The 21,766-nt window shown below is 62.8% G+C and carries 15 protein-coding genes and 3 pseudogenes; 10 read left to right on the forward strand and 8 right to left on the reverse strand.

The annotated features are described in order from the left end of the window. Window positions 1–16 precede the first annotated feature (16 nt). From ACMYR2_RS19235 to ACMYR2_RS19245, 3 genes and pseudogenes are all read left to right on the forward strand, one after another. Window positions 17–2,429 (forward strand): annotated as a pseudogene (locus ACMYR2_RS19235) (phosphoketolase). Window positions 2,430–2,668: 239 nt separating this feature from the next. Then, the gene (locus tag ACMYR2_RS19240; protein WP_416194177.1) at window positions 2,669–5,236 is read left to right on the forward strand and encodes a cation-translocating P-type ATPase; all 2,568 of its coding nucleotides are present in this window, start codon (window positions 2,669–2,671) and stop codon (window positions 5,234–5,236) included. Window positions 5,237–5,681: 445 nt separating this feature from the next. After that, window positions 5,682–6,605: pseudogene (locus ACMYR2_RS19245) on the forward strand (HAD-IC family P-type ATPase); the annotation flags it as partial. 913 nt (window positions 6,606–7,518) lie between these two features. Here ACMYR2_RS19245 and ACMYR2_RS19250 read toward each other — a convergent pair. After that, complete coding sequence (locus tag ACMYR2_RS19250; RefSeq protein ID WP_416194178.1) at window positions 7,519–9,162, reverse strand: type IV secretory system conjugative DNA transfer family protein; 1,644 nt, start codon at window positions 9,160–9,162, stop codon at window positions 7,519–7,521. Between ACMYR2_RS19250 and ACMYR2_RS19255 the strand changes: the two are divergent. Continuing rightward, window positions 9,088–9,601, forward strand: a pseudogene (locus ACMYR2_RS19255) (Mu transposase domain-containing protein); the annotation flags it as partial. The gene ACMYR2_RS19250 and the pseudogene ACMYR2_RS19255 sit on opposite strands and share 75 nt — an antisense overlap. After that, window positions 9,567–10,430, forward strand: a complete 864-nt coding sequence (gene istB, locus ACMYR2_RS19260) for an IS21-like element helper ATPase IstB (protein WP_416192932.1) — start codon at window positions 9,567–9,569, stop codon at window positions 10,428–10,430. The pseudogene ACMYR2_RS19255 and the gene istB, both read left to right, overlap by 35 nt. Here istB and ACMYR2_RS19265 read toward each other — a convergent pair. From ACMYR2_RS19265 to ACMYR2_RS19295, 7 genes are all read right to left on the reverse strand, one after another. After that, window positions 10,377–10,919 carry a UvrD-helicase domain-containing protein gene (locus ACMYR2_RS19265; RefSeq protein WP_416194179.1) on the reverse strand — a complete coding sequence of 181 codons (543 nt, stop codon included), beginning with the start codon at window positions 10,917–10,919 and terminating at the stop codon, window positions 10,377–10,379. The two genes, istB and ACMYR2_RS19265, sit on opposite strands and share 54 nt — an antisense overlap. A 2-nt stretch (window positions 10,920–10,921) precedes the next feature. Then, complete coding sequence (locus ACMYR2_RS19270; RefSeq protein WP_416194180.1) at window positions 10,922–12,889, reverse strand: PD-(D/E)XK nuclease family protein; 1,968 nt, start codon at window positions 12,887–12,889, stop codon at window positions 10,922–10,924. Between the two features lie 168 nt (window positions 12,890–13,057). After that, complete coding sequence (locus ACMYR2_RS19275) at window positions 13,058–13,534, reverse strand: hypothetical protein (protein WP_416194181.1); 477 nt, start codon at window positions 13,532–13,534, stop codon at window positions 13,058–13,060. Window positions 13,535–13,746: 212 nt separating this feature from the next. Beyond that, window positions 13,747–16,086 (reverse strand): S8 family peptidase, encoded by a 2,340-nt coding sequence (locus ACMYR2_RS19280; protein ID WP_416194182.1) that lies wholly within the window; start codon window positions 16,084–16,086, stop codon window positions 13,747–13,749. Window positions 16,087–16,093: 7 nt separating this feature from the next. After that, window positions 16,094–17,065, reverse strand: coding sequence for an AAA family ATPase (locus tag ACMYR2_RS19285; RefSeq protein ID WP_416194183.1), 972 nt, complete (start codon window positions 17,063–17,065; stop codon window positions 16,094–16,096). 128 nt (window positions 17,066–17,193) lie between these two features. Next, the gene (locus ACMYR2_RS19290; protein ID WP_416194207.1) at window positions 17,194–18,351 is read right to left on the reverse strand and encodes an RHE_PE00001 family protein; all 1,158 of its coding nucleotides are present in this window, start codon (window positions 18,349–18,351) and stop codon (window positions 17,194–17,196) included. Window positions 18,352–18,569: 218 nt separating this feature from the next. Continuing rightward, on the reverse strand, window positions 18,570–18,887 hold the full coding sequence (locus ACMYR2_RS19295; protein WP_416194184.1) for a prevent-host-death protein: 318 nt from the start codon (window positions 18,885–18,887) through the stop codon (window positions 18,570–18,572). Between the two features lie 124 nt (window positions 18,888–19,011). Here ACMYR2_RS19295 and ACMYR2_RS19300 point away from each other — a divergent pair, with 124 nt between their 5' ends. The 5 genes from ACMYR2_RS19300 to ACMYR2_RS19320 all read left to right on the forward strand — a co-directional run bounded on the left by ACMYR2_RS19300 (window position 19,012) and on the right by ACMYR2_RS19320 (window position 21,561). Beyond that, window positions 19,012–19,290 (forward strand): type II toxin-antitoxin system Phd/YefM family antitoxin, encoded by a 279-nt coding sequence (locus ACMYR2_RS19300; RefSeq protein ID WP_416194185.1) that lies wholly within the window; start codon window positions 19,012–19,014, stop codon window positions 19,288–19,290. After that, a complete protein-coding gene (locus tag ACMYR2_RS19305) occupies window positions 19,287–19,706 on the forward strand; it encodes a type II toxin-antitoxin system VapC family toxin (RefSeq protein WP_347265199.1) in 420 nt (139 codons plus the stop codon). Before ACMYR2_RS19300 ends, ACMYR2_RS19305 begins: the two co-directional genes overlap by 4 nt. A gap of 81 nt (window positions 19,707–19,787) precedes the next feature. Then, complete coding sequence (locus ACMYR2_RS19310; RefSeq protein ID WP_347265198.1) at window positions 19,788–20,021, forward strand: DUF433 domain-containing protein; 234 nt, start codon at window positions 19,788–19,790, stop codon at window positions 20,019–20,021. Next, window positions 20,021–20,389 (forward strand): DUF5615 family PIN-like protein, encoded by a 369-nt coding sequence (locus ACMYR2_RS19315; protein WP_416194186.1) that lies wholly within the window; start codon window positions 20,021–20,023, stop codon window positions 20,387–20,389. Before ACMYR2_RS19310 ends, ACMYR2_RS19315 begins: the two co-directional genes overlap by 1 nt. Then, window positions 20,389–21,561 (forward strand): tyrosine-type recombinase/integrase, encoded by a 1,173-nt coding sequence (locus tag ACMYR2_RS19320; RefSeq protein ID WP_347265196.1) that lies wholly within the window; start codon window positions 20,389–20,391, stop codon window positions 21,559–21,561. The genes ACMYR2_RS19315 and ACMYR2_RS19320 overlap by 1 nt, the downstream gene beginning before the upstream one ends. The last annotated feature ends 205 nt before the right edge of the window (window positions 21,562–21,766 follow it).

Below are 21,766 nucleotides of genomic sequence, written 5' to 3' on the forward strand. Positions count from 1 at the left end.
TGTTTGAGTTTAGAATATGGAAACAGCACCATACAATCCGACCTGTTCCGGTGACTTTGATCTACTCGACAGGTACTGGCGCGCCGCCAATTATTTGTCGGTCGGACAAATCTACCTTCTCGACAATCCTTTATTGCATGAACCTTTGCGTCCCGAACACATCAAGCCACGATTGCTGGGACACTGGGGTACGACGCCGGGCCTCAACTTCATTTACGCACATCTCAATCGGGTGATCCGCACGTTCGACCTCAATGTGATTTACATCTGCGGACCAGGCCATGGTGGGCCCGGCATGGTGGGCCCGGCATGGTGGCGAACACTTACCTCGAAGGCGCACTTATAGCGAGATCTATCCCGACATCAGTCGGGACACTGACGGTTTGCAGAAGCTGTTTCGCCAGTTTTCTTTCCCTGGCGGCATCCCAAGCCACGCCGCGCCGGAGACGCCCGGCTCGATCCACGAGGGCGGCGAACTCGGCTCTGCGCTGACGCATGCCTATGGCGCGGCATTCGACAACCCCGATCTCATCGTCGCCTGCGTGATCGGCGATGGCGAGGCCGAGATCGGGCCGCTCGCCGCGTCGTGGCATTCCAACAAGTTTCTTAACCCGATACATGATGGCGCGGTGCTGCCGATCCTGCACCTCAATGGCTACAAGATCGCGAACCCGACCGTTCTCGGCCGGATGGAGGATGAAGAAATCCGGCAGCTCTTTACAGGCTATGGCCACACGCCGCTGTTCGTGGAGGGCGACGAGCCCGCGCTGATGCATCGGCAGATGGCCGACGTGATGAAACAGGCAGTCGAGAGCATTCGTTCGATCCAGCAAGCCGCGCGCGATGGACGCAAGACGACCGATCGTCCGGCATGGCCGATGATCGTGCTCCGCAGCCCGAAGGGCTGGACCGGGCCAAAGGAAGTCGATGGTCTGAAGGTTGAAGGCTTCTGGCGGGCGCACCAGGTCCCGATCGCCAATCCGCGTGGAAATCCTGAGCATCTGAACCTGCTCGAGCAATGGATGCGCAGCTATCAGCCGGAGCTGCTGTTCGACAAGAATGGCCGCTTGCAACCGGAATTGCAGGAGCTCGCGCCGCGCGGGGACCGGCGCATGGGCGCCAATCCTCACGCCAATGGCGGATTGTTGAAACGCGAACTCCGGCTGCCGGATTTTCATGACTACGCGGTGAAGGTCCCCCATCCCGGCGGTATTGTTGCCGAAGCAACGCGGTTGATGGGACAGTTCCTTCGCGACGTCTTGCGCCTGAATGCCGAGGCGCGAAACTTCCGGATCATGGGGCCGGATGAAACCGCCTCGAACCGTCTCGACGCGGTGTTCGAGGCCACTGAGCGGGCCTGGATGGAGAGCACCGAGCCCTACGATGTTCATCTCGCTCAGGACGGTCGCGTCATGGAGGTCCTGAGCGAACACCTCTGCCAGGGCTGGCTTGAAGGATATCTACTGAGCGGACGGCACGGCTTCTTCTCATGCTATGAGGCCTTCATCCACATCGTGGATTCGATGTTCAATCAGCACGCCAAATGGCTGAAGGTTGCACGTGAGCTGCCGTGGCGTCGATCGATCGCTTCTCTGAATTATCTTCTGACGTCGCATGTCTGGCGGCAGGACCATAATGGTTTCAGTCACCAGGACCCGGGCTTTGTCGACCTCGTCGTCAACAAGAAGGCCGATATCGTGCGCGTCTATTTCCCGCCGGACGCCAATTCACTGCTCTGGATCACCGACCACTGTCTGCGCACCTACGATCGCATCAACGTGATCGTCGCCGGCAAGCAGCCCGCGCCGCAATGGCTGACCATGCAACACGCCGCCACGCATTGCGACGCCGGCATCGGAATCTGGAGATGGGCCGGCACCGAAGTCGAAGGCACCGAACCCGACGTGGTGATGGCCTGCGCAGGCGACGTGCCGACGCTGGAGACGTTGGCTGCCGTCAATCTGCTTCGCGAGCGGTTGCCGGACCTGAAAATCCGCGTCGTCAATGTCGTGGACCTGATGACCCTGCAGCCGAAAGAGGCGCATCCGCACGGTCTCAGCAACCGCGAATTCGACGGAATGTTCACCCACGACCGTCCCGTGATTTTTGCCTATCACGGCTATCCGAGCCTGATCCATCGCCTGACCTACAATCGCACCAACCACGCCGGAATGCACGTTCGTGGCTTCAAGGAGGAAGGCACCACGACCACGCCATTCGACATGGTCGTTCGGAATGGGCTCGATCGTTTTCATCTGGCGATCGAAGTCATCGAGCGCGTGCCGGGCCTCAGCACCGCCGCCGCCCATGTCAAGCAACAGTTCCGCGACGCATTGATCGAGCATGCGCTTTATATTCGCCAGCACGGCGAAGATATGCCGCGCATCCGCGACTGGACCTGGCCCTATGGTCAATACGCCGGCCACTAACACGGCTTGACGATTGAGGACACGCGAGAGCCGCGTAACAGTAGTGGTTTTCTCCATGTCCGGCGCCATTCTGGTCCTGAATTCGGGACTCCTCTAGTATCATGAGCCCGGGGGGACTCGATTGAGGACTGCAGGCTTTGAGACGGTAGCTAGATTGATGCGCAGCAGGCGCACGTCAGATCGAGAGATCCGAACAAGACGTATGTCGATGTCACCGCGCTGCTCATAAGGAGACCGCATTGGATAGCCCGCCTTCTCACTCTTCTTTCGTGCATGGCCTAAGCCAAGAGGAAGCTGGCGAAAGATTGAAGTCTGAGGGCTTCAACGAGCTTCCACGCCGGGAGCACCGGACGCCGCTCACTATCGTACTGGAAGTCCTGCGCGAACCGATGCTTCTGCTACTGCTCGCGGGCGGCGCGATCTACCTTCTGCTGGGTGATCTTCAGGAAGCCCTAATCCTGCTTGCCTTCGCCAGTATGTCGGTGGTGATCACCGTGGTCCAGGAAACGCGCACCGAAGGGGTCCTGGAGGCATTGCGCGACCTGACCAGCCCGCGAGCGCTGGTTATCAGGAGTGGTGCTCACCTGCGTATTCCTGGCCGTGAAGTGGTTCGTGGCGACATCGTCGTCCTCGCCGAGGGAGACCGCGTTCCGGCGGACGCGACGCTTCTGCATTGTCGAGAATTGCAGGCTGATGAGTCGTTGCTGACGGGCGAGTCCGTCCCGGTGCGAAAGGCTATGCCGTCAGGCAAGCCGTCGTCGACCGTCAGGCCCGGAGGTGATGATCTTCCGTATGTTTATTCCGGCTCGCTGATCGTGCGCGGCAGCGGCATCGCGGAGGTCTCCGCCACCGGATCAAGGAGCGAGATCGGCAAGATTGGCCAGTCACTTCGCGGCCTGGAGGCGGAACCGCCGCGACTGCGCGGCCAGACTGCCCGCCTCGTGCGCCTCTCGGCCATCGGAGGCGGGTTCGTTAGCCTTGTCGTGCTGGTGCTCTACGGCCTACTGCGTGGCGGCTGGCTCGAGGCCCTGCTCGCCGCTATCACCATCGGCATGGCCATGCTGCCCGAAGAGTTCCCTGTGGTGCTGACTGTGTTTATGGCCATGGGCGCTTGGCGAATCTCGCGCGCCCGCGTACTGACGCGCCGCGCCGCTGCCATCGAAACGCTAGGATCGGCGACGGTGCTCTGTACAGACAAGACCGGCACCTTGACCGAAAACCGTATGTCGATCACCGAACTGCGGCCAACAAGTGGCGGCAAGTTTTCCCAAAATATAGCCGCAGATGCGGCCCTGCCGAAGGACGCTCGGGACCTGGCTTTGCACGGCCTTCTGGCGAGCGCGCCCGAACCGTTCGATCCAATGGAAAAAGCGTTCCATGACTTTGCAGAGAAGCAGATCGTAGATAACCCCCTAACGTCGCAGGCCGGCTGGAAGCTGATACATGGTTATGGACTGCGGCCCGACCTTCTTGCCGTCACCCAGGTCTGGCAAACGGGCACACGGCAAGCTGGGTTCACCGTCGCAACGAAGGGGGCGCCGGAGGCCATCGCCGATCTTTGCCGTCTCGGCGAGACTTATCGCGCCGCCATCAGGCAGGCGGTCGATGCGATGGCGATGGAGGGCCTGCGTGTCCTAGGCGTAGCGAAAGCAACCCACAATGGAGGGTCGTTCCCGGAGACGCCGCGCGGCTTCGCCTTCTCATTTCTGGGGCTCGTCGGCCTCGCCGATCCCCTGCGGCCGAGCGTGCCGCAGGCCATGAGCGACTGCCGCGCCGCCGGCATCCGTGTCGTCATGATCACCGGAGACTATCCGGCGACTGCCCGCGCGATCGCGCACCAGGCCGGCCTCGTTGACGGCGGTGCCGTCGTGGCCGGCGAGGCGATTGAAAGACTCGGCGAGCGGGATCTGAAGGAGTGTGTCCGCACCGCGACCGTATTCGCGCGCATCATGCCGGAGCAAAAGCTGCGTATCGTTCAGGCGCTGAAGGCCGACAACGAGATCGTCGCGATGACTGGAGACGGCGTCAACGACGCGCCATCGCTGAAGGCGGCCCATATCGGCATCGCCATGGGCGGGCGCGGCACCGACGTCGCGCGCGAAGCCTCGGCGATTGTGCTGCTCGATGACGATTTTGGTTCTATCGTCACCGCCGTCCGGCTGGGACGGCGCATCTACGATAATTTGCGCAAGGCGATGGGTTTCATCTTTGCCGTGCACGTACCCATCGCCGGGCTGGCGCTGCTGCCCTTGATCCTTGGCATGCCTATCATCTTCAGCCCGATCCACATCGCCTTCCTGGAGATGATCATCGATCCGGTCTGTACACTGGTCTTTGAGGCCGAGACCGAGGAGGAGGACGTCATGCGCCGCCCGCCGCGCCCGCCGGCGGAACCGTTGTTCTCCTGGCCGCTCGTCTTCTGGAGCGTGCTACAAGGCCTTCTGGTGTTCATGCTGTCCGGCGCGATCTTCGTCATCGCCTCCCGGAGCGGCATGCCGGCAAACGAAGTGCGCGCGCTGACCTTCTTCTCGCTGGTCCTATCGATCGGAAGTCTGATTCTCGTCAACCGATCCTTCAGCACCTCCCTCGTCACGGCGATCCAACGGCCTAATCCGATGCTGGCGTGGATCATCACCGCGGTCGCCGCTATTCTCTCACTCAGCCTGCTGGTTCCGGTTTTGCGGAGCCTGTTCAGTTTCGGCCCGCTCCACTGGGACGATCTAAGCCTGACCGTGGGCGCTGCAGTGACTATCCTGGTGGTGCTCGAACTCACCAAGACGTTTTGGCGTGACCGGCTACGGTTCTGACTCCCTTGTTACCCTTGCAATACAGAGCAAGAAATCAGAGTACCACGGATGCAGCCGCCGGAAACGGTTGTCGTTTCTCGTTCGATCTGAGTCTTGAGCCACCCACGTGCATCGCCGTTCCAAGCCGATCAGGGGGTCGCCTCGGTGAGGTGGCTGTTGAAGCTCGCAAAATTTTTGATCGTCAGAACGTAAGCCGACTTCGTTGTTGGCATGCATCATGCTGATCAGGTCGTCTAGCGAGTGATAGTGCATGCGTCTTCCTGAAGTCGACGCGGCCGGTTCGATCCGCGCATAAGAAATCGAGGTGCTGAACCGCGCGAGAAACTGACAGGGAGCAAGAACGGCCGCATATTCGATTGCCGAGGTGACGATATCTGTCCCTTAGCGGTTCACCGCGAAGAATGTGCCTTTGATTGCCATGTTGTTGGGCTTCGCTGCCGTCGCATTGACCGAAGGCAAGCCGAAGGTTGTCGCGGTCGTCGCGGCGGCCGGATTTCAAGAGAGCGAGATTCTGCGGCTGGCGGCCAGCGTGGAGCGCGCGAGCGAACACCCGCTGGCTGACGCGATCGTCCGGGCCGCGAAGGAGCGCAAACTCGATTTCAGCAAGGTCAAGGAATTCGACTCGCCGACCGGTAAAGGCGCGACCGGCAAGGTCGACGGCAAGACGGTTCTTTTGGGCAATCCGAACTTTTTGACATCGCTCGGCATCGAAACCCAGTCGTTAAATGAGCAAGCCGAACGTCTACGGGGGGATGGCGCCACCGTTATCAACATCGCGGTCGACGGCAAGCTGGCTGGGTTGTTTGCCATCGCCGATCCGGTCAAAGCGTCGACGCCGGATGCGTTAAAGGCGCTGGCGGCAGAAGGCATCAACGTCATCATGCTGACCGGAGATAACCGCACGACCGCAAATGCGGTCGCAAGGCGCCTCGGCATTTCCGATGTCGAAGCGGAAGTGCTTCCGGATCAGAAGAGCGCGATTGTGACCAAACTCCACAAGCAGGGGCAGATCGTCGCCATGGCCGGGGACGGCGTCAACGACGCCCCTGCCCTAGCCGCCGCCGAAGTCGGAATTGCCATGGGCACCGGCACGGACGTCGCGATGGAAAGCGCCGGCATTACCCTCCTCGGAGGCGATTTGGGCGGCATCGTTCGGGCCCGTCGCCTTTCGCAGGCGACGATGAGCAACATCCGGCAGAATCTGTTCTTCGCGTTCATCTACAACGCCGCTGGCATCCCCATCGCTGCGGGTATCCTCTATCCTAATTTCGGTATCCTGCTCTCTCCGATCATTGCCGCCGCGGCCATGGCGCTGTCGTCGGTAAGCGTTGTCGGCAATGCTTTGCGATTGCGCATGACGCAGTTGTGATTCAGACGACGAGACTTCAGTGCCACAGGCTCGGAACCAATCGAACGTTGGCGGCGAAACGACTCAATCTTCATCACGCGTCGCCGATAAGGTCAAATCCCAATGGCCTATTTTATCATCAAGTGTGCCTTATCAGGTATGCGGCGATTGTGACCGGGCACCGGGTGTGTTGATCCTCAAATTGCTGCGGCCTCAGATATCCGAGCGCCGAGTGCAATCGGCTGGTTATAGACCTCGCCGGCATCCTTCTGCGATGGAGATTACCGCGGGGCCTGTCCTCGTCGCAAATCCGGGTATATTGATGATGTAGTCCGCCCAGGATCGGATGGCAGATAATGCGTCCAACCACCAGCTGGATAGGGTTTGCGACAGGGACAGGTTGGCCAAGAAGAGGCTGAGGTAGAGAAAGTTGCGCGCGCTCTAAAACGCGCTGTTGCTGCAACGGGCGCGAAGGCGCAGACGCTCGGGGTGTCGCTGGACGCTCGTGGCTAATCCGGTGTCGATCGCGGTTGTTTGCTGGGAGTCATCACCACATAAGATATGACTCCAACAAAGGTGTCGTCGTGTACCCCCTTAAACGTAAGGAAGATCAGCCCAAGAAACTTCGGCTTCGGAACCCTCAGCGCGCCGACACCATTCCGACCGAAGGGTTCGCAATGGTCGTGGATGGAAAAATAAAAGCGAGCTTTGACGATGACCAGCGTTGTCTTCCGTATACATTGCTCGCATCAACCTCGCATTTTTTGGTACTAATCTCCAGCTTGGCTTGCGGGAGCTAGCTGACCAATGAGGTGATTTTGGCGCGCCGCATTTCATGGGTTTTGCGCAATACAGAATGCGCTTGCCAAGAGCCTATCAACGAAGGGTCTATGACCCGGTATATCGTTCATCACTTGGAGGGTCATGCCGGGTATCATTTCTCGTTATCACGGAATGAGCGATGCAACGCGTTTAAGGTCTCAACCGCTTCGTGCACCTTCGGGTCTGGCGCGTTCTTCAGCACGTCCAGCATAGCGCCAAAGTCGCTGTTTTGGTCAGCGACCGCTGCAGCCAAAATTTCGCGCACGTCGCAGTTCTCGCCCGAAGGGGCGGGCGGCTGCGCCCCGAGGGATAACGCTTTGCGCTTCGGCTCAGCCGGAGGAGAAGGCGCGCGTCGCGGTGTAAGCGTCAAGGGTGGGACGGCGTCCTGGGGCGCTGATCTCGTCTTGGCCGTGGGTTTCGACGGGGCACGACGTGGTGACGATTTGTGGTTTTGAGTAGCCGGTGGCGCGGGTGTGAGCTCTGCTCGTTCTTGCGGCTCAGGTGCGGGGTTGATCGCTCCCTGCAACGGCTCGTCCTGCCAGGCCCGCAGCCGCGGCAGCTGCGGCGGGGAGCCCTTCGCGCGCTCGTAATAGCTTCGATAAGGTTTGTCTAGGTAGTGCCTGATCTTGGTTAGTTCGAAGGACGGCGAGTTCTTCACCATCAGGATCGAGAGGCGCGACGACATCTCGCGGAGTTCGAGCGGGCTGCGCAGCGGGCGCGGCATATAGTGCGGCGCCCAGACCCGTGGCGCAAAGATGCCCTGCCCCGGCCGCTGGATCGGGGTCTTGTAGACTTGCGTCGTCTCCCCCAGCATTTCCGAGACAAATTCGGACGTATCGAGATCGTTGATCTGGATGAATAGCTTGATCTGCGAGCCGGAAACCGTGGTGATGCGCGTATTTTTGCCGTAGAGCTCGTCGAGCTGCGCGAGGTCCTGCATGACAATGGCCATACGGAAGCCGTAGCCGGCGCTAATGGTGATCTTGGAGATCAACGAGTTCATCCGGCCAACGTGATAGAACTCGTCAAGCATGAGCAGCACCTGGTGGGGCTCATCCTCGCCGGGAATCTTCACCATCAACAGATCGTGGATCTGCTGGAACAGGATCCGGATCAGCGGCCGGAAGATCGAGAGCTCCGCGATCGTGCAGCCAATGAAGATCGTCGCCGGTTCGCGGCGCAACTCGCGAATATCGAAGTCGGATGTTTCCGTTGCTGCCGAGATCAGTCCGTTGTTCCACAGCGACATCGCCATGTTGACGTTGAACACGGCGCTGTTGCGCGTCTCCGGCTCCAGCGCGATGTACTGCTGAAAATTGTCGACGACCCATGTCGGCAAATGCTGACGCTCGGTCTTCACGATCGCGCGTAGCACCGCGGAGATATCTTTGCCGGTCGTCGTCATCCGCGCCACGGTGCGCATGTGCTGAGCACCAGCAATCAGAGGCGACGACAGCACGTAGCCGATCAGGGCAGACAGCAGGAGCCGCCCTGCCCCGGCCCAGGTGTCGTCCGCCTTTTCAGGGATGACGAAGGAAGCGACGACCAGGCAGTCGGTCGCCATGCGCTCGTCGCGTCGCACGAAATCGAGCGGATTGTAGCGATGGGTGTCGTTGGAACCCGGCGAAAACATGAAGACTTTATTGCCCATCGCTGTGTTTCGGCGTGGAATAAGGACCCTGGGCGGCCTGTTGAAGTCCAGGCCTATGCGGACCGCATCGTAATCCGCCAAGACGGCCGGATCGTTGCCGAGCATCAACGATCATTTGGCCGCGGCGAGACGGTCTACGATCCCTGGCACTATGTGCCTGTCCTGATGCGCAAGCCCGGCGCCTTGCGCAACGGGGCGCCCTTTAAGGACTGGGTGCTGCCGGCTGCGATCGAGCGTGTGCGGCGAAAGCTTGCCGGCGCCGATGACGGCAATCGGCAGATGGTCGACATCCTCAACGCGGCGCTGACCGACGGTCTGCCAGCAGTTGAGGCCGCCTGCGCCGAAGCGGTCGCTCACGGCGTTCATTCCGCTGATGTCGTGCTCAACATCCTAGCTCGGCAACGTGAGCCGGCGCCACCAGCCAACATCATGACGCCGGCCGCACTGACGCTTCGCCATGCGCCGATCGCTGATTGTGCCCGCTACGACAACCTCCGGAGGACCAACTGATGGAACGAGCCCAAATCTTCGATCTCATGGGTGAGCTCAAGCTCTACGGAATGAAGGCCGCCTTCGACGAGATCATGGTGACCGCCATCAAGCGCCAGCATGAACCTCAGCGCATCGTCGGCGACTTGCTCACGGCCGAGATCAGCGAAAAGCAGGCGAGATCGATCAAGTACCAGCTCACCATCGCCAAGCTTCCTCTCGCCAAGGACATCGCTGACTTCCAGTTCGACGGCACGCCGATCAACCAGACACTTGTCAATGATCTCGCCGGCGGCGGCTTCATCGCCCAGCAACGCAACGTCGTGCTGGTCGGCGGTACCGGCACCGGCAAGACCCATCTGGCCATCGCCATCGCCAGGAGCTGCATCCGCTCCGGTGCCCGCGGGCGCTTTTACAACGTCGTCGACCTCGTCAACCGTCTCGAAAGCGAGACCCGCAACGGACGTCAGGGCCGGCTCGCCGAACATCTGACCCGGATGGACTTCATCGTTCTCGACGAACTGGGTTACCTACCGTTCGCTCAATCCGGCGGCCAGCTTCTGTTCCACCTCATCAGCCGGCTTTACGAGCGCACATCCGTCATCGTCACCACCAACCTCTCCTTCGGAGAGTGGCCCAGCGTGTTCGGCGATGCCAAGATGACCACTGCGCTGCTCGACCGGCTGACCCATCACTGTGACATCGTAGAGACCGGTAACGACAGCTGGAGATTCAAAAGCCGCGACGACGATCAAACAACCCGCGCTCGCACCGTCTCCGCAATCCCGGCCAGCTCCGACGCTGCGAGCGCTACCAGCAAAGCTCGCCGATCAAAGGGGGCCCTTTTGGACGCCGATGGAGGGTCCCGTTCCAACGCCGATTGACACGCCGTCGCGCGCAAGCGTCCCTTTCAGCCAAGCCGCAAGCACCTCATCGAAGAGCGCGTCGGCGATGGTTTCATCGACCACGCGGGAACCGGGGTCTAGGGCGGCGTCGATCCCGTGCGAGCGAAGGATAGCCTGGCAAAAGCCGTGGATCGTCGTTGCCGTGATCTCCCCGATGCGCGGGGCCGCAGCATCGAGCTGCGCACGCATTGCTCCGCCTAAGGGCAGCGCGAGAATTCCGGAGAGTGCGGGGGGCAGCCGATCATTGCGGAGCTCGTCGATGGTCCAGCGTATACGCGCCTCGAGCTCGCTCGCCGCGGGCTCGGTGAAGGTGATCGCGGCGATCTTTGCAGGATCAATTCCGGTCGCGATCATCATTGCGACGCGGGCGGCCATCAACGACGTCTTGCCGGTGCCAGCCGCGGCCTCTACCAGCATGTTGGTTTCGAAATCAGTGAGTGACCGCCTGCGGGCGTCGAAGTCGGGCACGCTCACGGGCTGCTCCAAAGCTTGTCGAGCGCACCATTCGCCTGAGCAAACGAACGACGCTTCACACGACGGTACGAATCCAGGTCCGCCGGCAGGGCAATGGACAGCGAGTCGAAGAATAGCGGCGCCGGTCCGGGCGCGATCTCGCCACTACGTTGCAGGCGAGCGCCCGCGTCGGTGAACAGGACCGCCTGCTCAATAGCCCTCTCAAGCTCCTCGTTCGTCAGGCTTAGCGTGCGCGCAGGGTCGTGCTTGAGGTACGTCAACTGCGAGCTCACGCTCCGAAGCTCTGGAAGCAGGGACCGGACAGCAAGGGCGTAGAAGACGCGCTGAAGTTCAGCACCGCGATCGAACACGACCGGCTTTTTTCGCTCAGGCGCTGCCCCGACCTTGTAGTCGGTGATGATTGCCGCGCCGCGCGCCGAATCTTCGTCGAGTCGATCAATCCTTCCCCGGAAGGAAACGCCGGTCTGCCCGATCGGGACGGGTGCGAGTGTGGTCCACGGGTGGAGCGTCTCGCCTGGCTCGCCGAAGGAAAGCTCCGTCCAGGTCAGGCCTCTCTGTTCGCCCAGAGCTTCCGTGAGGCCTCGCAGCGCGCGCTCGCAAGCCATCGCTATTGTGTGGCCCCAGAGCAGGCCAGGCGGAACGGCCCTGGTAATCGGCCAAGTGTCCGCAAGGCGCGCCGCCTCTCTATCCAGAGCAATCCCGATCTCCTCGGAATTTGGAGGCACGCCGTCGCGCAGCACGCCTCCTATGAGGGAGTGAACGAGTTCGCCGAACGCGCGATGGTCGAGCGCGAGCGGCTGCGGGTCTAGGTTGGGCTCTCGCCAGTGAAGCGCGTATTCCCAGACGAACCCCAGGGGATCGCAGAGAAGCCGGTGGAGAGAGGTCGTGGATTGGACTTCCGCGAGGACATCAACGATAAGCGGGTGGTCGGGACGGACCCGCCCGTCGTGAGCGGTGTGCTGCTCGCTGTCCCACCATGCCCGCCAGCAGGCACGACTAGCGCGTACCTGCGGGTCCTTGCCGGCGTCGGCAGGGCGGGCATAGAGACGATCGCTCTCGCTGAAGGCGTGCGCGGGGATTGCGCTGCGCCCGACAACGCGCTCCTTGTCCTTCGGCCACAAGGTACTGGCTGCCTGCAGAGAGCCCGTCGCGCTCCTGTAAGCGCGTGAAAGCGTATAGCTCTGCGATTGATCGATAATGATGTCATGCATCGCCTGGTCGTTTTGGGCCGCTTCCGCAGACGGGAGTCTGAGGTGTCCCAGCAGGTGTTGCGGCAACAATGGGCTTTCGCTCGACCGTCTCGGCCACGCGTTTGCGTCAAGCCCAATGAGGCGGACATGCGCGCGAGGGGCAGCCGCTAGGTGACCTGCTGGCCCCCACGCGATCGAGTTTCCAGGTTCACGCCCGTCCGCAATGCGCAGCGCCTGCAACGAGAGCTCGATGGCGTGCGGGGGCGCCATACGCAACGCGTCGCGCCACAAAGCCATTGCGGGTCCCCTCAACAGACGGCGCCCGACCGCGTCCGCAGCCGCGATGCCGCAAGCCAATTCATCCAGAATTGGCAACAGTGCGCGTTCCGCGAGATCGCCGTCTGCCCGCTCTCCCCGCGCCTGTTCGAGAGCGTGCCGCCAAAGCTCTGGGCTTGCCAGCGTCGCGCTTCGCCGCAAGCCCTTGGCCCAGTCACCAGGTAGGCTCTCTCTGGCAGGATTGCGCGGCAGACGGGCAAACAGAAGCCTTACGCGCTCTTGCGATAGGCCGCGTAACAGAATGTCCGCGAGTGCAGCACAGGCCTGTCCTTCGCGGGTTGCAAGAGCCGGAATGCCGTGTGTGAAGTGCACGGGAAGCCCCGCCTCGCGCGAGAGAACCAGAAACGCGTCGTCCCACGCAGTTGGCGAAGCCGCCGAGATGGCGATCTCATTGGGAGAGGCCTTTCCGGCCGTCACAAGCGCGCGCGCCCAGCGCAACGCCTCTCTCACCTCGCTTCGTGGATCGGCACAGAGATCGGCGGAGAGGAGCAACGCCGCCCCTGTGGGGTACGTCTCAATCTCTCCGGCGAACCAGGCGCGCCCGCTGTGTTGTGATCCAATCCATCGGACCGGTACGGCCTCGCAGAGGGCCTGCAAGAGCGGACGCTATACGGGTTTGACATCGGGAACGCCTTGAATAGTGATGGCGCCGACTAACTTCGGGGCAAAGTGAAGTCTCTCCAGGGCTGCTCTAACCAGATCGGGTGGTGACAGCATTCCGGCCGGCAGCGCGCCTCGCACGCGGCGCTCGAGCAAAGTGAAGTCTCTGAGGCGAGCGTTGTCGGGCAACGAGGCTGGGGCCTCCACGTCCCACCAGTCTCGAAGCGCGGACAGCACAGCCCCCGGCATCCCTGGCAGTTGGCAAACCTTGTCGATGTCCTCGTATCCGCCCGCCTCGAGCGCCTGCCTTATGGCCGGATACAAGATTTCCTGCGTCGCCGGTGCGATGAACCCACCCGCGAGCCTAGCCGCGAGAAGAGGGAGTGTCAGGATCTGACGGCCAATGGTTTGGTCGCGTGCGGCATTGAGGCGTCGCATTCGCAATACCAAGGGTCCATCGACAACCTCAGTATGAATCAGCAATTGGCGCCCCCTCTCGTGCCGTGCGCTTCGCGCCTTATTGATCAGTATATCGGCGCCGTGTGGGATCGCGATGCCAGACGTATTGAGCAAAGTGCTCAAACGCGAAATCTCCTGATCGAAAAGCGTCAACGGGAATGATTTGATCGAGCGGGTGCATGGCAATCGGCCTTACGAAGTGAAAATACAAATCCGCCACTAGAACAGGACGAACGCTAAGCCTGGACCCTGACCCGCTGCCGCACGCGCTCGTAGAGCTGCACTTCGGCCTTGTGAAGTAGTTCGACGACGACCGCGAATCGCTGCCGATCGATATGCGTCGCCCAGCCGCTCTCGCAGCGCACGACAAGATAATAGCTGTCGCCGTAATCTTCGACACCGCGTTTGAACGTGACGCTCGCGCGCTGAACGGTCCCCTTCTCGCGCAACTGCGGTCCGGGAACGAGATTGCAATTGTATCGCGCCGCAAGTTCGGGGAACGGACCCTCAGCCTGTTCACGCTTGCGATAATGATCAAAGATGAGGTCCGGCTGACATCCGCGAACCAGCCGAAAACTCATGCCGACCCCGGCATAGTCGGTGCGCGTATGACGCACCGGTGGGTCGAACGCCAGCGTGACGCGAATGCAGCGCTCGCCGTTTCCTGCCTGAAACGCTTCCGGGATCGGAATCCGATAGACGGCAAAATGATCGAGAGCGAGCTCATCCTCTGCGTAGAGTGTGACGCGCGCGTCATCGGAGAACGCTGCGCGTTCCAGATCGACAAGACCGTGCCCGCAGACCACGCGGACCGCGTCGCCGCCAAGCAGCTGAAGCCGCTCTTGTGCCGGCTGTGGGATTTCCGCGGATCCGACAATGAGCGCGCGGACGAGATTGGCTGAGGCCTGCGGGAAGCGTGTCAGGATCTGCGCGGCGCTGAAAGCAACCCGCGGAGCGGCATAGGACGTACCCGAGCCCGCGGTGAACAGGCGATCGAGAAAGCCGTGATAGAGAGTCAGAACGCCCGCGCTGCCGACATCCTCCCCTCCCCGCAGCCGCGCGACCACGGGATCGAAGATCAGCGTACCGCCAATCTCCATGACGTCCGGTTTCGTCGCCCCGCCCGGACCCGGCCCAATGCGCGAAAATGGCGCCGGCTCATGCAGCCGCGTGATCGGGCGGACTCGGACGTCGTCGGCGCGGTCTGGATCGAGACCCTCACCGTGCGCGAGTGCACCGACGGTGATGACGTTCAAGGCGCCGGCCGGCTCGAACAACCGGTTGGCATCCTCCAGAAGATAGCGAGGATATTCGGTCACCGCCTGTTCGAGGCGATTGCCGCCGCGCGGGCTTCGATTACCGGACGAGACGACGATGACGACGTCGAGCTCGCGCGCCAATTCGTCGAGCGTAGCGGCCCATGTTCCGACCTTGCCGCCGTCGAACACCCGCCGGCGGTCGGCAAGCGCAATCACGAAAACCCGACAGCCGAAACGCTGATTCAGAGTCATAACCGCTTCGCGCATCTGCGAAGGCACCAGACGGCGATCGTCGAAGTCACCCCGGTCATTGATGACCTTCGCCGCACAGATACGCGCTCCGCGTTGCAGGGCGCCAGCGTCGAGCTGCGCGCGCAGGTCGCCAAACACAGCGACGCCGGCGACACGCGTTCCATGTCCCCAGACATCGGCGGTGCCGAGATCGGCAGGAACGGCGATCGAACCGGCGATGACATCCGCCAGGAACGGGTGATCGTTCACGCCGCTATCGATGATGCCGATCAGCGGGGCGTCATCGGCGACGGCGTTCAGCGGCGGCGCATCCGCCAAGACCATGTCGAGTGCCTCCGCCGTCGTCACGTCCGGCGCCGGCGGCAGATCGATGGCCGCGATCTCCTCGATCGTCAGCAGCGTGCGAAGCAGTTCGCCGGTTAGCCGCGCACGAAACATGCTGATCGAGGGGCCGACATAGCGATCGAAGACATCGCCACCTCGTGCCTCGACGTAGCGGATGACGTCCTCGATCTTGCGCTCGCGTAGGCGACGTTCGCCCAGATCCCAAAGCTCGATGTCGATCAGATAGGATGTCTGCGCGACGAGATCCTCGACATCAGCGAATCCTTCTTCCCGCAAGCGTGGACCGATCCGATCGCGAGCCTCGACCGATCCAATGCTTTCGATCCCAGAGACGAAGTTGATGTAAGGTGCGTGCTTCTGCCCGGGGGGCGCGCCGCCCTGATAGGCATCAAGCCGCGCGCGGAAATCCCGCATGTCTTCACTCGATGCGAATAGCATGAGCGTGCGGTCCGCGTCGCTCGATAGCACCGTGAGCCCCAGCCGCTCCCACTCTTCCTCAAGCCGCGCGCCCGTCATCTGCACGCGCAGGATCAGGGAGGGATCGACAAATTCGGGCTTGCGGCGCCGCCTTTGCTCCTGGGTCGCGGCGTCGAGTTCGTCGCGCAGCTTGGTGGTGTGCTGGTCGCGATCGCGCGCCGGCGGCGGACCGCCGCCGCCGTGCTTGCGGCGCTCGAATTGCTCGGGGAGCCGGACGAGCTCGAGGTGATCGTATCGGGCCACGGCGCGCCTAGCTCGGCGGCGCGAGGCGAGACTGTCCTGCTCGGCGCCGCGCCTCGTCTTCCAAGGCGCGATTGAAGTCGCGTGCCTGCACCTGCTTACGGCGATCGATGATCATCGTTTTGACCGCCTGCGTGCAGACGCGCTCGATCTCGGCGTAGGAATAGCCCTCCAACGCCGCCGCATGCTGCAACGGATCGAACGCCGTGGCGACGTTCTTGAACTTGAGCCGTAGGAATCGGGCGATCATCGCGCGATCGGGTTTGTCGAACCAGACGACCTCGTCGAAGCGGCGCCAAACCGCCGGATCGAGTGATTGATCGAGGTTCGTCGCGGCGATCAAGAAGCCTTTCGGCTGAATGTGGTCGATGAACAGCAGCAGGCTGTTGACGACCCGTCGCAGCTCATTGTGCTCGCTGGAGTCGTCGCGCGAACGCGCCAGAGCGTCGAACTCGTCAAAAAACAAGACGCAGGGCTGCTTGCGCGCGAACTCGAAAATCTTGCGGACATTGCCCGCCGTCTCGCCGAGGTACGATGAGATCAACCGATCGAGTTTGACAAGAAAGAGCGGCAGCCCGAGCTCAGCTGCAAAAATCTCTGCGCACAGCGTCTTGCCACATCCCGGCGGTCCGCAGAACAAGAGCTTGGACCGGACCTTGAGTCCGTGCCGCCGGATTTCATCGGCGCGGCGGAACTCTTTGACGAGACCAAGCAGCACGCGCACGTTTGTCGCGTCGAGCACGATGTCGTTCCGGCTGTGGCGCGGCTCAACGCGCTCGATGAAATCCGCGGCGGCTTCGGGAAAGGGAATGAGCGGCGCAAGACCCTTCGGTCCGGCCGGCCGGCTTGGACCCGTCTCGAGGGTCTTGCGCAGGCTGCGCGCCAGCACGCGATTGTTCTTTTTTTCCTCTTCGCCGATGATTTGCTCCGCCACGGCGCGGAACTCATCGTCCCGACCGTAACTGGCCAGCAATTTCTTCATCAGCTCTCCGCGGGCCATGTCTCTGCTTTACCTTCTCCTGCTGAGCGAATCATAACCGCAAACGCAGCGTTTCACGATGGGGTCACTACCCGATTTAAACAACGCAAATCACCGTCGTCGGGCCACATCTAAAGGACCCCCCACGCCCGATACCTGTCCCTCCCGGTTGCCTCTCGCAACCCGAGCTCCGCGACCAGGTCGTGGGCGGCGCGCGGCGTGATCTTCAGCTCCGCCGCGATCATGCCGGCCGAGACGATCGGCCGCGTCAACACATACTCCAACAGCGCGGGCAACCGGGAGGTCGAGCGGCGGCCATCAAGCTTGCGAGCCAGCAGGGTGCGGGCGGTTAGCCAGCGGTCGTGATCCTTCAGGCCTGCCTCGGCCGCGGCGGCGATGGCCTCGAGCTGCACGGTGAGGCGGCCTGCGCTATCGCGCGGTCGTCGCCGCTCGCGCGGAATGGCTTTGAGTCCGTCATGGAGGCAGGCCAGGTGCGAGCGCGTCTTGCCGCGCTGGCGCAGCACGCTAGCTGCGAGCAGCCGGCCGAGCCACGGGGTGTGCTGCAGCGGTTCGAGCGCGCTCCAGGCCTCGGCCGTGATCGCCGCCGCCAGCGCCGGCGGCAGCGTGCGGGTCTGGTCGATGACGACGCGCCACGCATCGAGGCGTTCCTCTTCGTCCCAATCGAGATCGTAGACCAGTGGGTCCCGCTCGGCCGGACGGCTGATCTGGTTGGCGATCTCGTGCGCGAGGGTGCGGTCGGCTTGGGCGATCGCCGCGTCGACCGCGGCGAAGACGTCGGCCAGCCGTTCGTCCGTTGAGGTTACGCCAAGCGGCTCAGCCGCATCCACCTCGCCGTCTTCCAGGTCGCGTGCCTCATCCGCTTCCTCCTTCCGGTCGCAGGCTTCTTCTTCCCGGTCGCCGCACCCTCCCCGACCCCGAAGTCCGGCAAGCCCGGCGGCCGACAGCGCCCAATCCGGCTTCGCCTCGGCGATGCGCCGTCGCGTGCGCAGCACGGCATGGGCGCGGGTGAGCTCGTGGGTCGGGGTGCGGACGTCCATGCCGGCATCGTGGAGGACGAGATCGTCGAGGTGAACGAGAGCGCCTTCGAGCCATAGGCAGGCCGCGGCGTCGGCGAAGTGGGTGCGGGCGATCCAGCCCTGCCGGATCGGGCTGTTGGCGAGGCGCTCGTCGAGCCGGGCCAGGGAATCCTCGGCGGCGGCGAGCGGGCCGGCGATCTGGCTCCAGGGCAGCGGATCGGGGATTGGGTAGCGGGAAGGCAAGGTCTTGATAACCTTAATAGGAATCTGTCAAACGGAAGCTAACATGGTTTTCTGTTCCGTCATAGCGACGGCTGTTTGCGGACTCTTCTCACTATCGATAACTCCCCCTTATCGATAGTGTTGGACGCCACGGCGCAAATCAGCGAGTCTGACGGGACAGCCCGGCCAATCCCGCCCCCGTGAGGCGCGAGAGCGACGGGAGGACATGCCGCTTGCAAGCCCTCCCCTCAACTGTCGTCGTAGAGGCTGTCGCGAAAGGCCTTGTCGGCCGCTTCGGTCTTGGCCCTCCGGCCGCGAAGGCGAAGTTGGCGGATGAACTCGAGGCCGCGCTGCAACGGCGATACGGACGCCGACCCGAGTTCGGCATCGAAGTGCTCGAAACCAGGCGCCATTTCGCTGGCCTCGATCGCGGCAATGTCTTCGTCGGTCAGATCGACGGCTGGAACGGCACGGCGATCACGCGCGGCCGCCTGGCTCCGCTCGGCCGTACCGGCCTCGTCGCTGGTCGCCGGCGGCGCGATGTTCCTGTCCGGGTGGCTGCCCATGGCGCTAATTCCATTGGTTCACAGGCGATCATAGCCGAACGGCGCCCTCTCCGCAGCCTCATGTTGAACGCCAGCGTAGCAGCGCTTATAGTCATACAGGTCATTATAGTCACAGGAGCAGATCGTGACCGCCCCCCGAAAGACCTCCGCGCCCCAATCCGACCATTGGACCGTGGCCGGCGCCAAGGCGCGCCTCTCTGAAGTGATCGAGCGCGCCCAGACCGATCCGCAGGTCATCACCCGCCACGGCAAGCCCAGCGTTGTCATTGTCTCGGCCGAGGAATGGGCGCGCAAGACCGTCCGCAAGGGCACGCTGGCCGAATTCCTGATGGCCTCGCCACTTCGCGACGCCGATCTCGATCTCGAGCGGGTGCGCGATCAGCCGCGCGATCTTGATCTATGAAGGTCCTGCTCGACACCAATGTCTTGTCGGAGGTTCGCCGGCCGGTGCCCGATCGTAAGGTGCTCGCCTGGCTCGATACGATCGACGAGGACCGGGCCTTCATCAGCGTGGCGTCGATCGCCGAGCTCGGGTGCGGCATCGCCCGGATGGACGATGGCCGGCGTCGCGCAGCGCTTTCCGCCTGGCTCGCGGAGGACCTGCCGGCGCGTTTCGCCGGTCGGATCGTGCCGATCGACCCGGCGATCGCCGAACGCTGGGGCGATCTGATGGCGCAGGCCCGCCGGAGCGGTTTTGCGCTGTCGGTCATGGACGGGTTTTTCGCGGCGACAGCGCTGGCCAAAGAGCTCGTGCTCGCGACCCGTAACACCAAGGATTTTGTCCCACTTGGCTTGCCGCTGTTCAATCCATGGGACTGAGGCGCGAGACCCCCTGCCCGCTTCTCGGATATCGCGGAAACGGCGCGAAAAATATGCTAGACTGGTAATCGAGGTGACCCAATGACCGATTTTGCCCGCATCAGCCAAGACCCCGCCGTGATGGGCGGCAAGCCCTGTATTCGTGGCCAGCGCGTCACCGTCGGCATGATTGTCGGCCAAATTGGCGGCGGCCGCAGCATCGAAGCGCTGCTCGCCGACTATCCCTACCTTGAGCGCGAGGACGTGCTGGAAGCCCTCCGCTATGCGGCCTGGCGCGCCGAAGAGCGGGAGGTCGATCTTCAGCGCGTGTCCTGATGCGGTTCCTGATCGACATGAACCTGTCGCCAAACTGGGTTCCTTTTCTGCAGGAAGCCGGGCTTGAGGCGACGCATTGGTCGAGCGTCGGCGCCGCCAACGCGCCCGATCGCGCGCTCATGCAATGGGCCGCTACCCATGACCATGTCGTCCTGACCAATGATCTCGATTTCTCGACAATCCTGGCGGCCACGGGCCGCCGAAAGCCGAGCGTCATTCAGATTCGCGCTGACCTCCTGACGCCGGCGGCGATCGGCAGCGCCCTCCTCCGCGCGATCGCACAAACAGAGCGCGAGCTCGCTGAGGGTGCATTGGTGTCGATCGATCCGCAGCGTGCGCGTGTGCGCATTCTTCCCCTCGGTTCGTGATGGACGACCTCCTCACCGATCACCCCCACTCCGACTCCGCGACTCGGCGCGCGCTGCAGCTCGATGCGCTCTCCGCCATCCTGCCTATGGAGCGGCGCGATCGGCTGGCCGAACTGCTGACCGACGATGACGTCGAGACGCTGAAGCATCTCGCGCGCGAGGGTATGGGCGAGAACACCCTGCGGGCGCTCGCCTCCGACCTGGCCTACCTCGAAGGCTGGGCGCAAGCGGCGACCGGTGCACCCTTACCCTGGCCGGCGCCGGAAAGCCTGGCCCTGAAATACGTGGCGCATCACCTCTGGGATCCGGTCGCGCGCGAAACCGATCCCCAGCATGGGATGCCAGCCGAGGTCGCGGCGGACCTGCGGAAGGCCTTGCTGCTTCGCACCGATGGCCCGCATGCGCCATCGACGGTCAAGCGCCGGCTGGCGAACTGGGGCACGCTGCACCGCTGGAAAGGGCAGGAGGGTCCGTTCCACGCGCCCAGTCTTCGCGCGGCTCTCCGGCTCGCGGTCCGGGCCAGCAGCCGGCCGCGTCAGCGCAAGAGCAAGCGGGCCGTCACCCGCGACGTGCTCGACCGGCTGCTCGCGACATGTCACTCTGACCGTCTCGTCGACACCCGCGATCTGGCGATCTTGCTGCTGGCGTTCGCCTCGGGCGGACGCCGGCGTAGCGAGGTGGCGCGGCTCCGGGTCGAGCAGATCAGCGATGAGCCTGATGTGCCTCTCGATCCTCGGGATCCGCAATCGCCGACCCTGGTGTGCCTGGCGATTCAGCTCGGTCGGACCAAGGCCGGGGTCGCGGACGAGGCGGGGAGGGTGCTCCTGGTCGGGCCGCCAGTCGAGGCGCTGCGCGAATGGCTCGAGCGCACCGACATCAGCAAGGGACCGGTGTTCCGCGCCATCGACCGCTGGGAGGCGCTGGAGGAGCGGGCGCTGACCCCGCAGTCGATCAACCTGATCGTGAAGCGGCGCTGCGTGATGGCCGGGTTGGAGCCGCGGGAGTTTTCGGCACACGGATTGAGGTCGGGATATTTGACCGAGGCAGCGCGGCAAGGCGTGGCGTTGCCTGAGGCGATGCAGCAGTCGCAGCACCGGTCGGTGCAACAGGCGGCCAGCTACTACAATGAGGCAGAGCGGTCCTTGGGACGAGCCTCGCGCTTGATCCTCTGATGCAGTGTCAGCCCGCTGGCGCCGGCGGTCGAGCCAACAGGGCAGTTCTCAGCTGAGAACAGCCCTCGTTGAATCGAAAAGTTATCAGCTGAGAACACTGAGTGCTGGCCAAGTGGTTAATTTCCGTTAACCCTTATTTGCTTGACCGACTCGGAGAAGTCGCCGAATTTACGCTCAACATGGAAAATTCGGATACCAAGCGTAT

Origin of the sequence: Nitrobacter sp. TKz-YC01, from assembly GCF_047824785.1 — a bacterium.
Classification (GTDB): Bacteria; Pseudomonadota; Alphaproteobacteria; order Rhizobiales; family Xanthobacteraceae; genus Nitrobacter.

Bases quoted from the DNA above. Each gene is read 5' to 3' on its own strand.
- ACMYR2_RS19315 (WP_416194186.1), top strand. From the start codon at position 20,021: ATGCGGTTCCTGATCGACATGAACCTGTCGCCAAACTGGGTTCCTTTT.
- istB (WP_416192932.1), top strand. From the start codon at position 9,567: ATGGAACGAGCCCAAATCTTCGATCTCATGGGTGAGCTCAAGCTCTAC.
- ACMYR2_RS19285 (WP_416194183.1), bottom strand. From the start codon at position 17,065: ATGAAGAAATTGCTGGCCAGTTACGGTCGGGACGATGAGTTCCGCGCC.
- ACMYR2_RS19310 (WP_347265198.1), top strand. From the start codon at position 19,788: ATGACCGATTTTGCCCGCATCAGCCAAGACCCCGCCGTGATGGGCGGC.
- ACMYR2_RS19305 (WP_347265199.1), top strand. From the start codon at position 19,287: ATGAAGGTCCTGCTCGACACCAATGTCTTGTCGGAGGTTCGCCGGCCG.
- ACMYR2_RS19250 (WP_416194178.1), bottom strand. From the start codon at position 9,162: ATGCTCGGCAACGATCCGGCCGTCTTGGCGGATTACGATGCGGTCCGC.
- ACMYR2_RS19320 (WP_347265196.1), top strand. From the start codon at position 20,389: ATGGACGACCTCCTCACCGATCACCCCCACTCCGACTCCGCGACTCGG.
- ACMYR2_RS19295 (WP_416194184.1), bottom strand. From the start codon at position 18,887: ATGGGCAGCCACCCGGACAGGAACATCGCGCCGCCGGCGACCAGCGAC.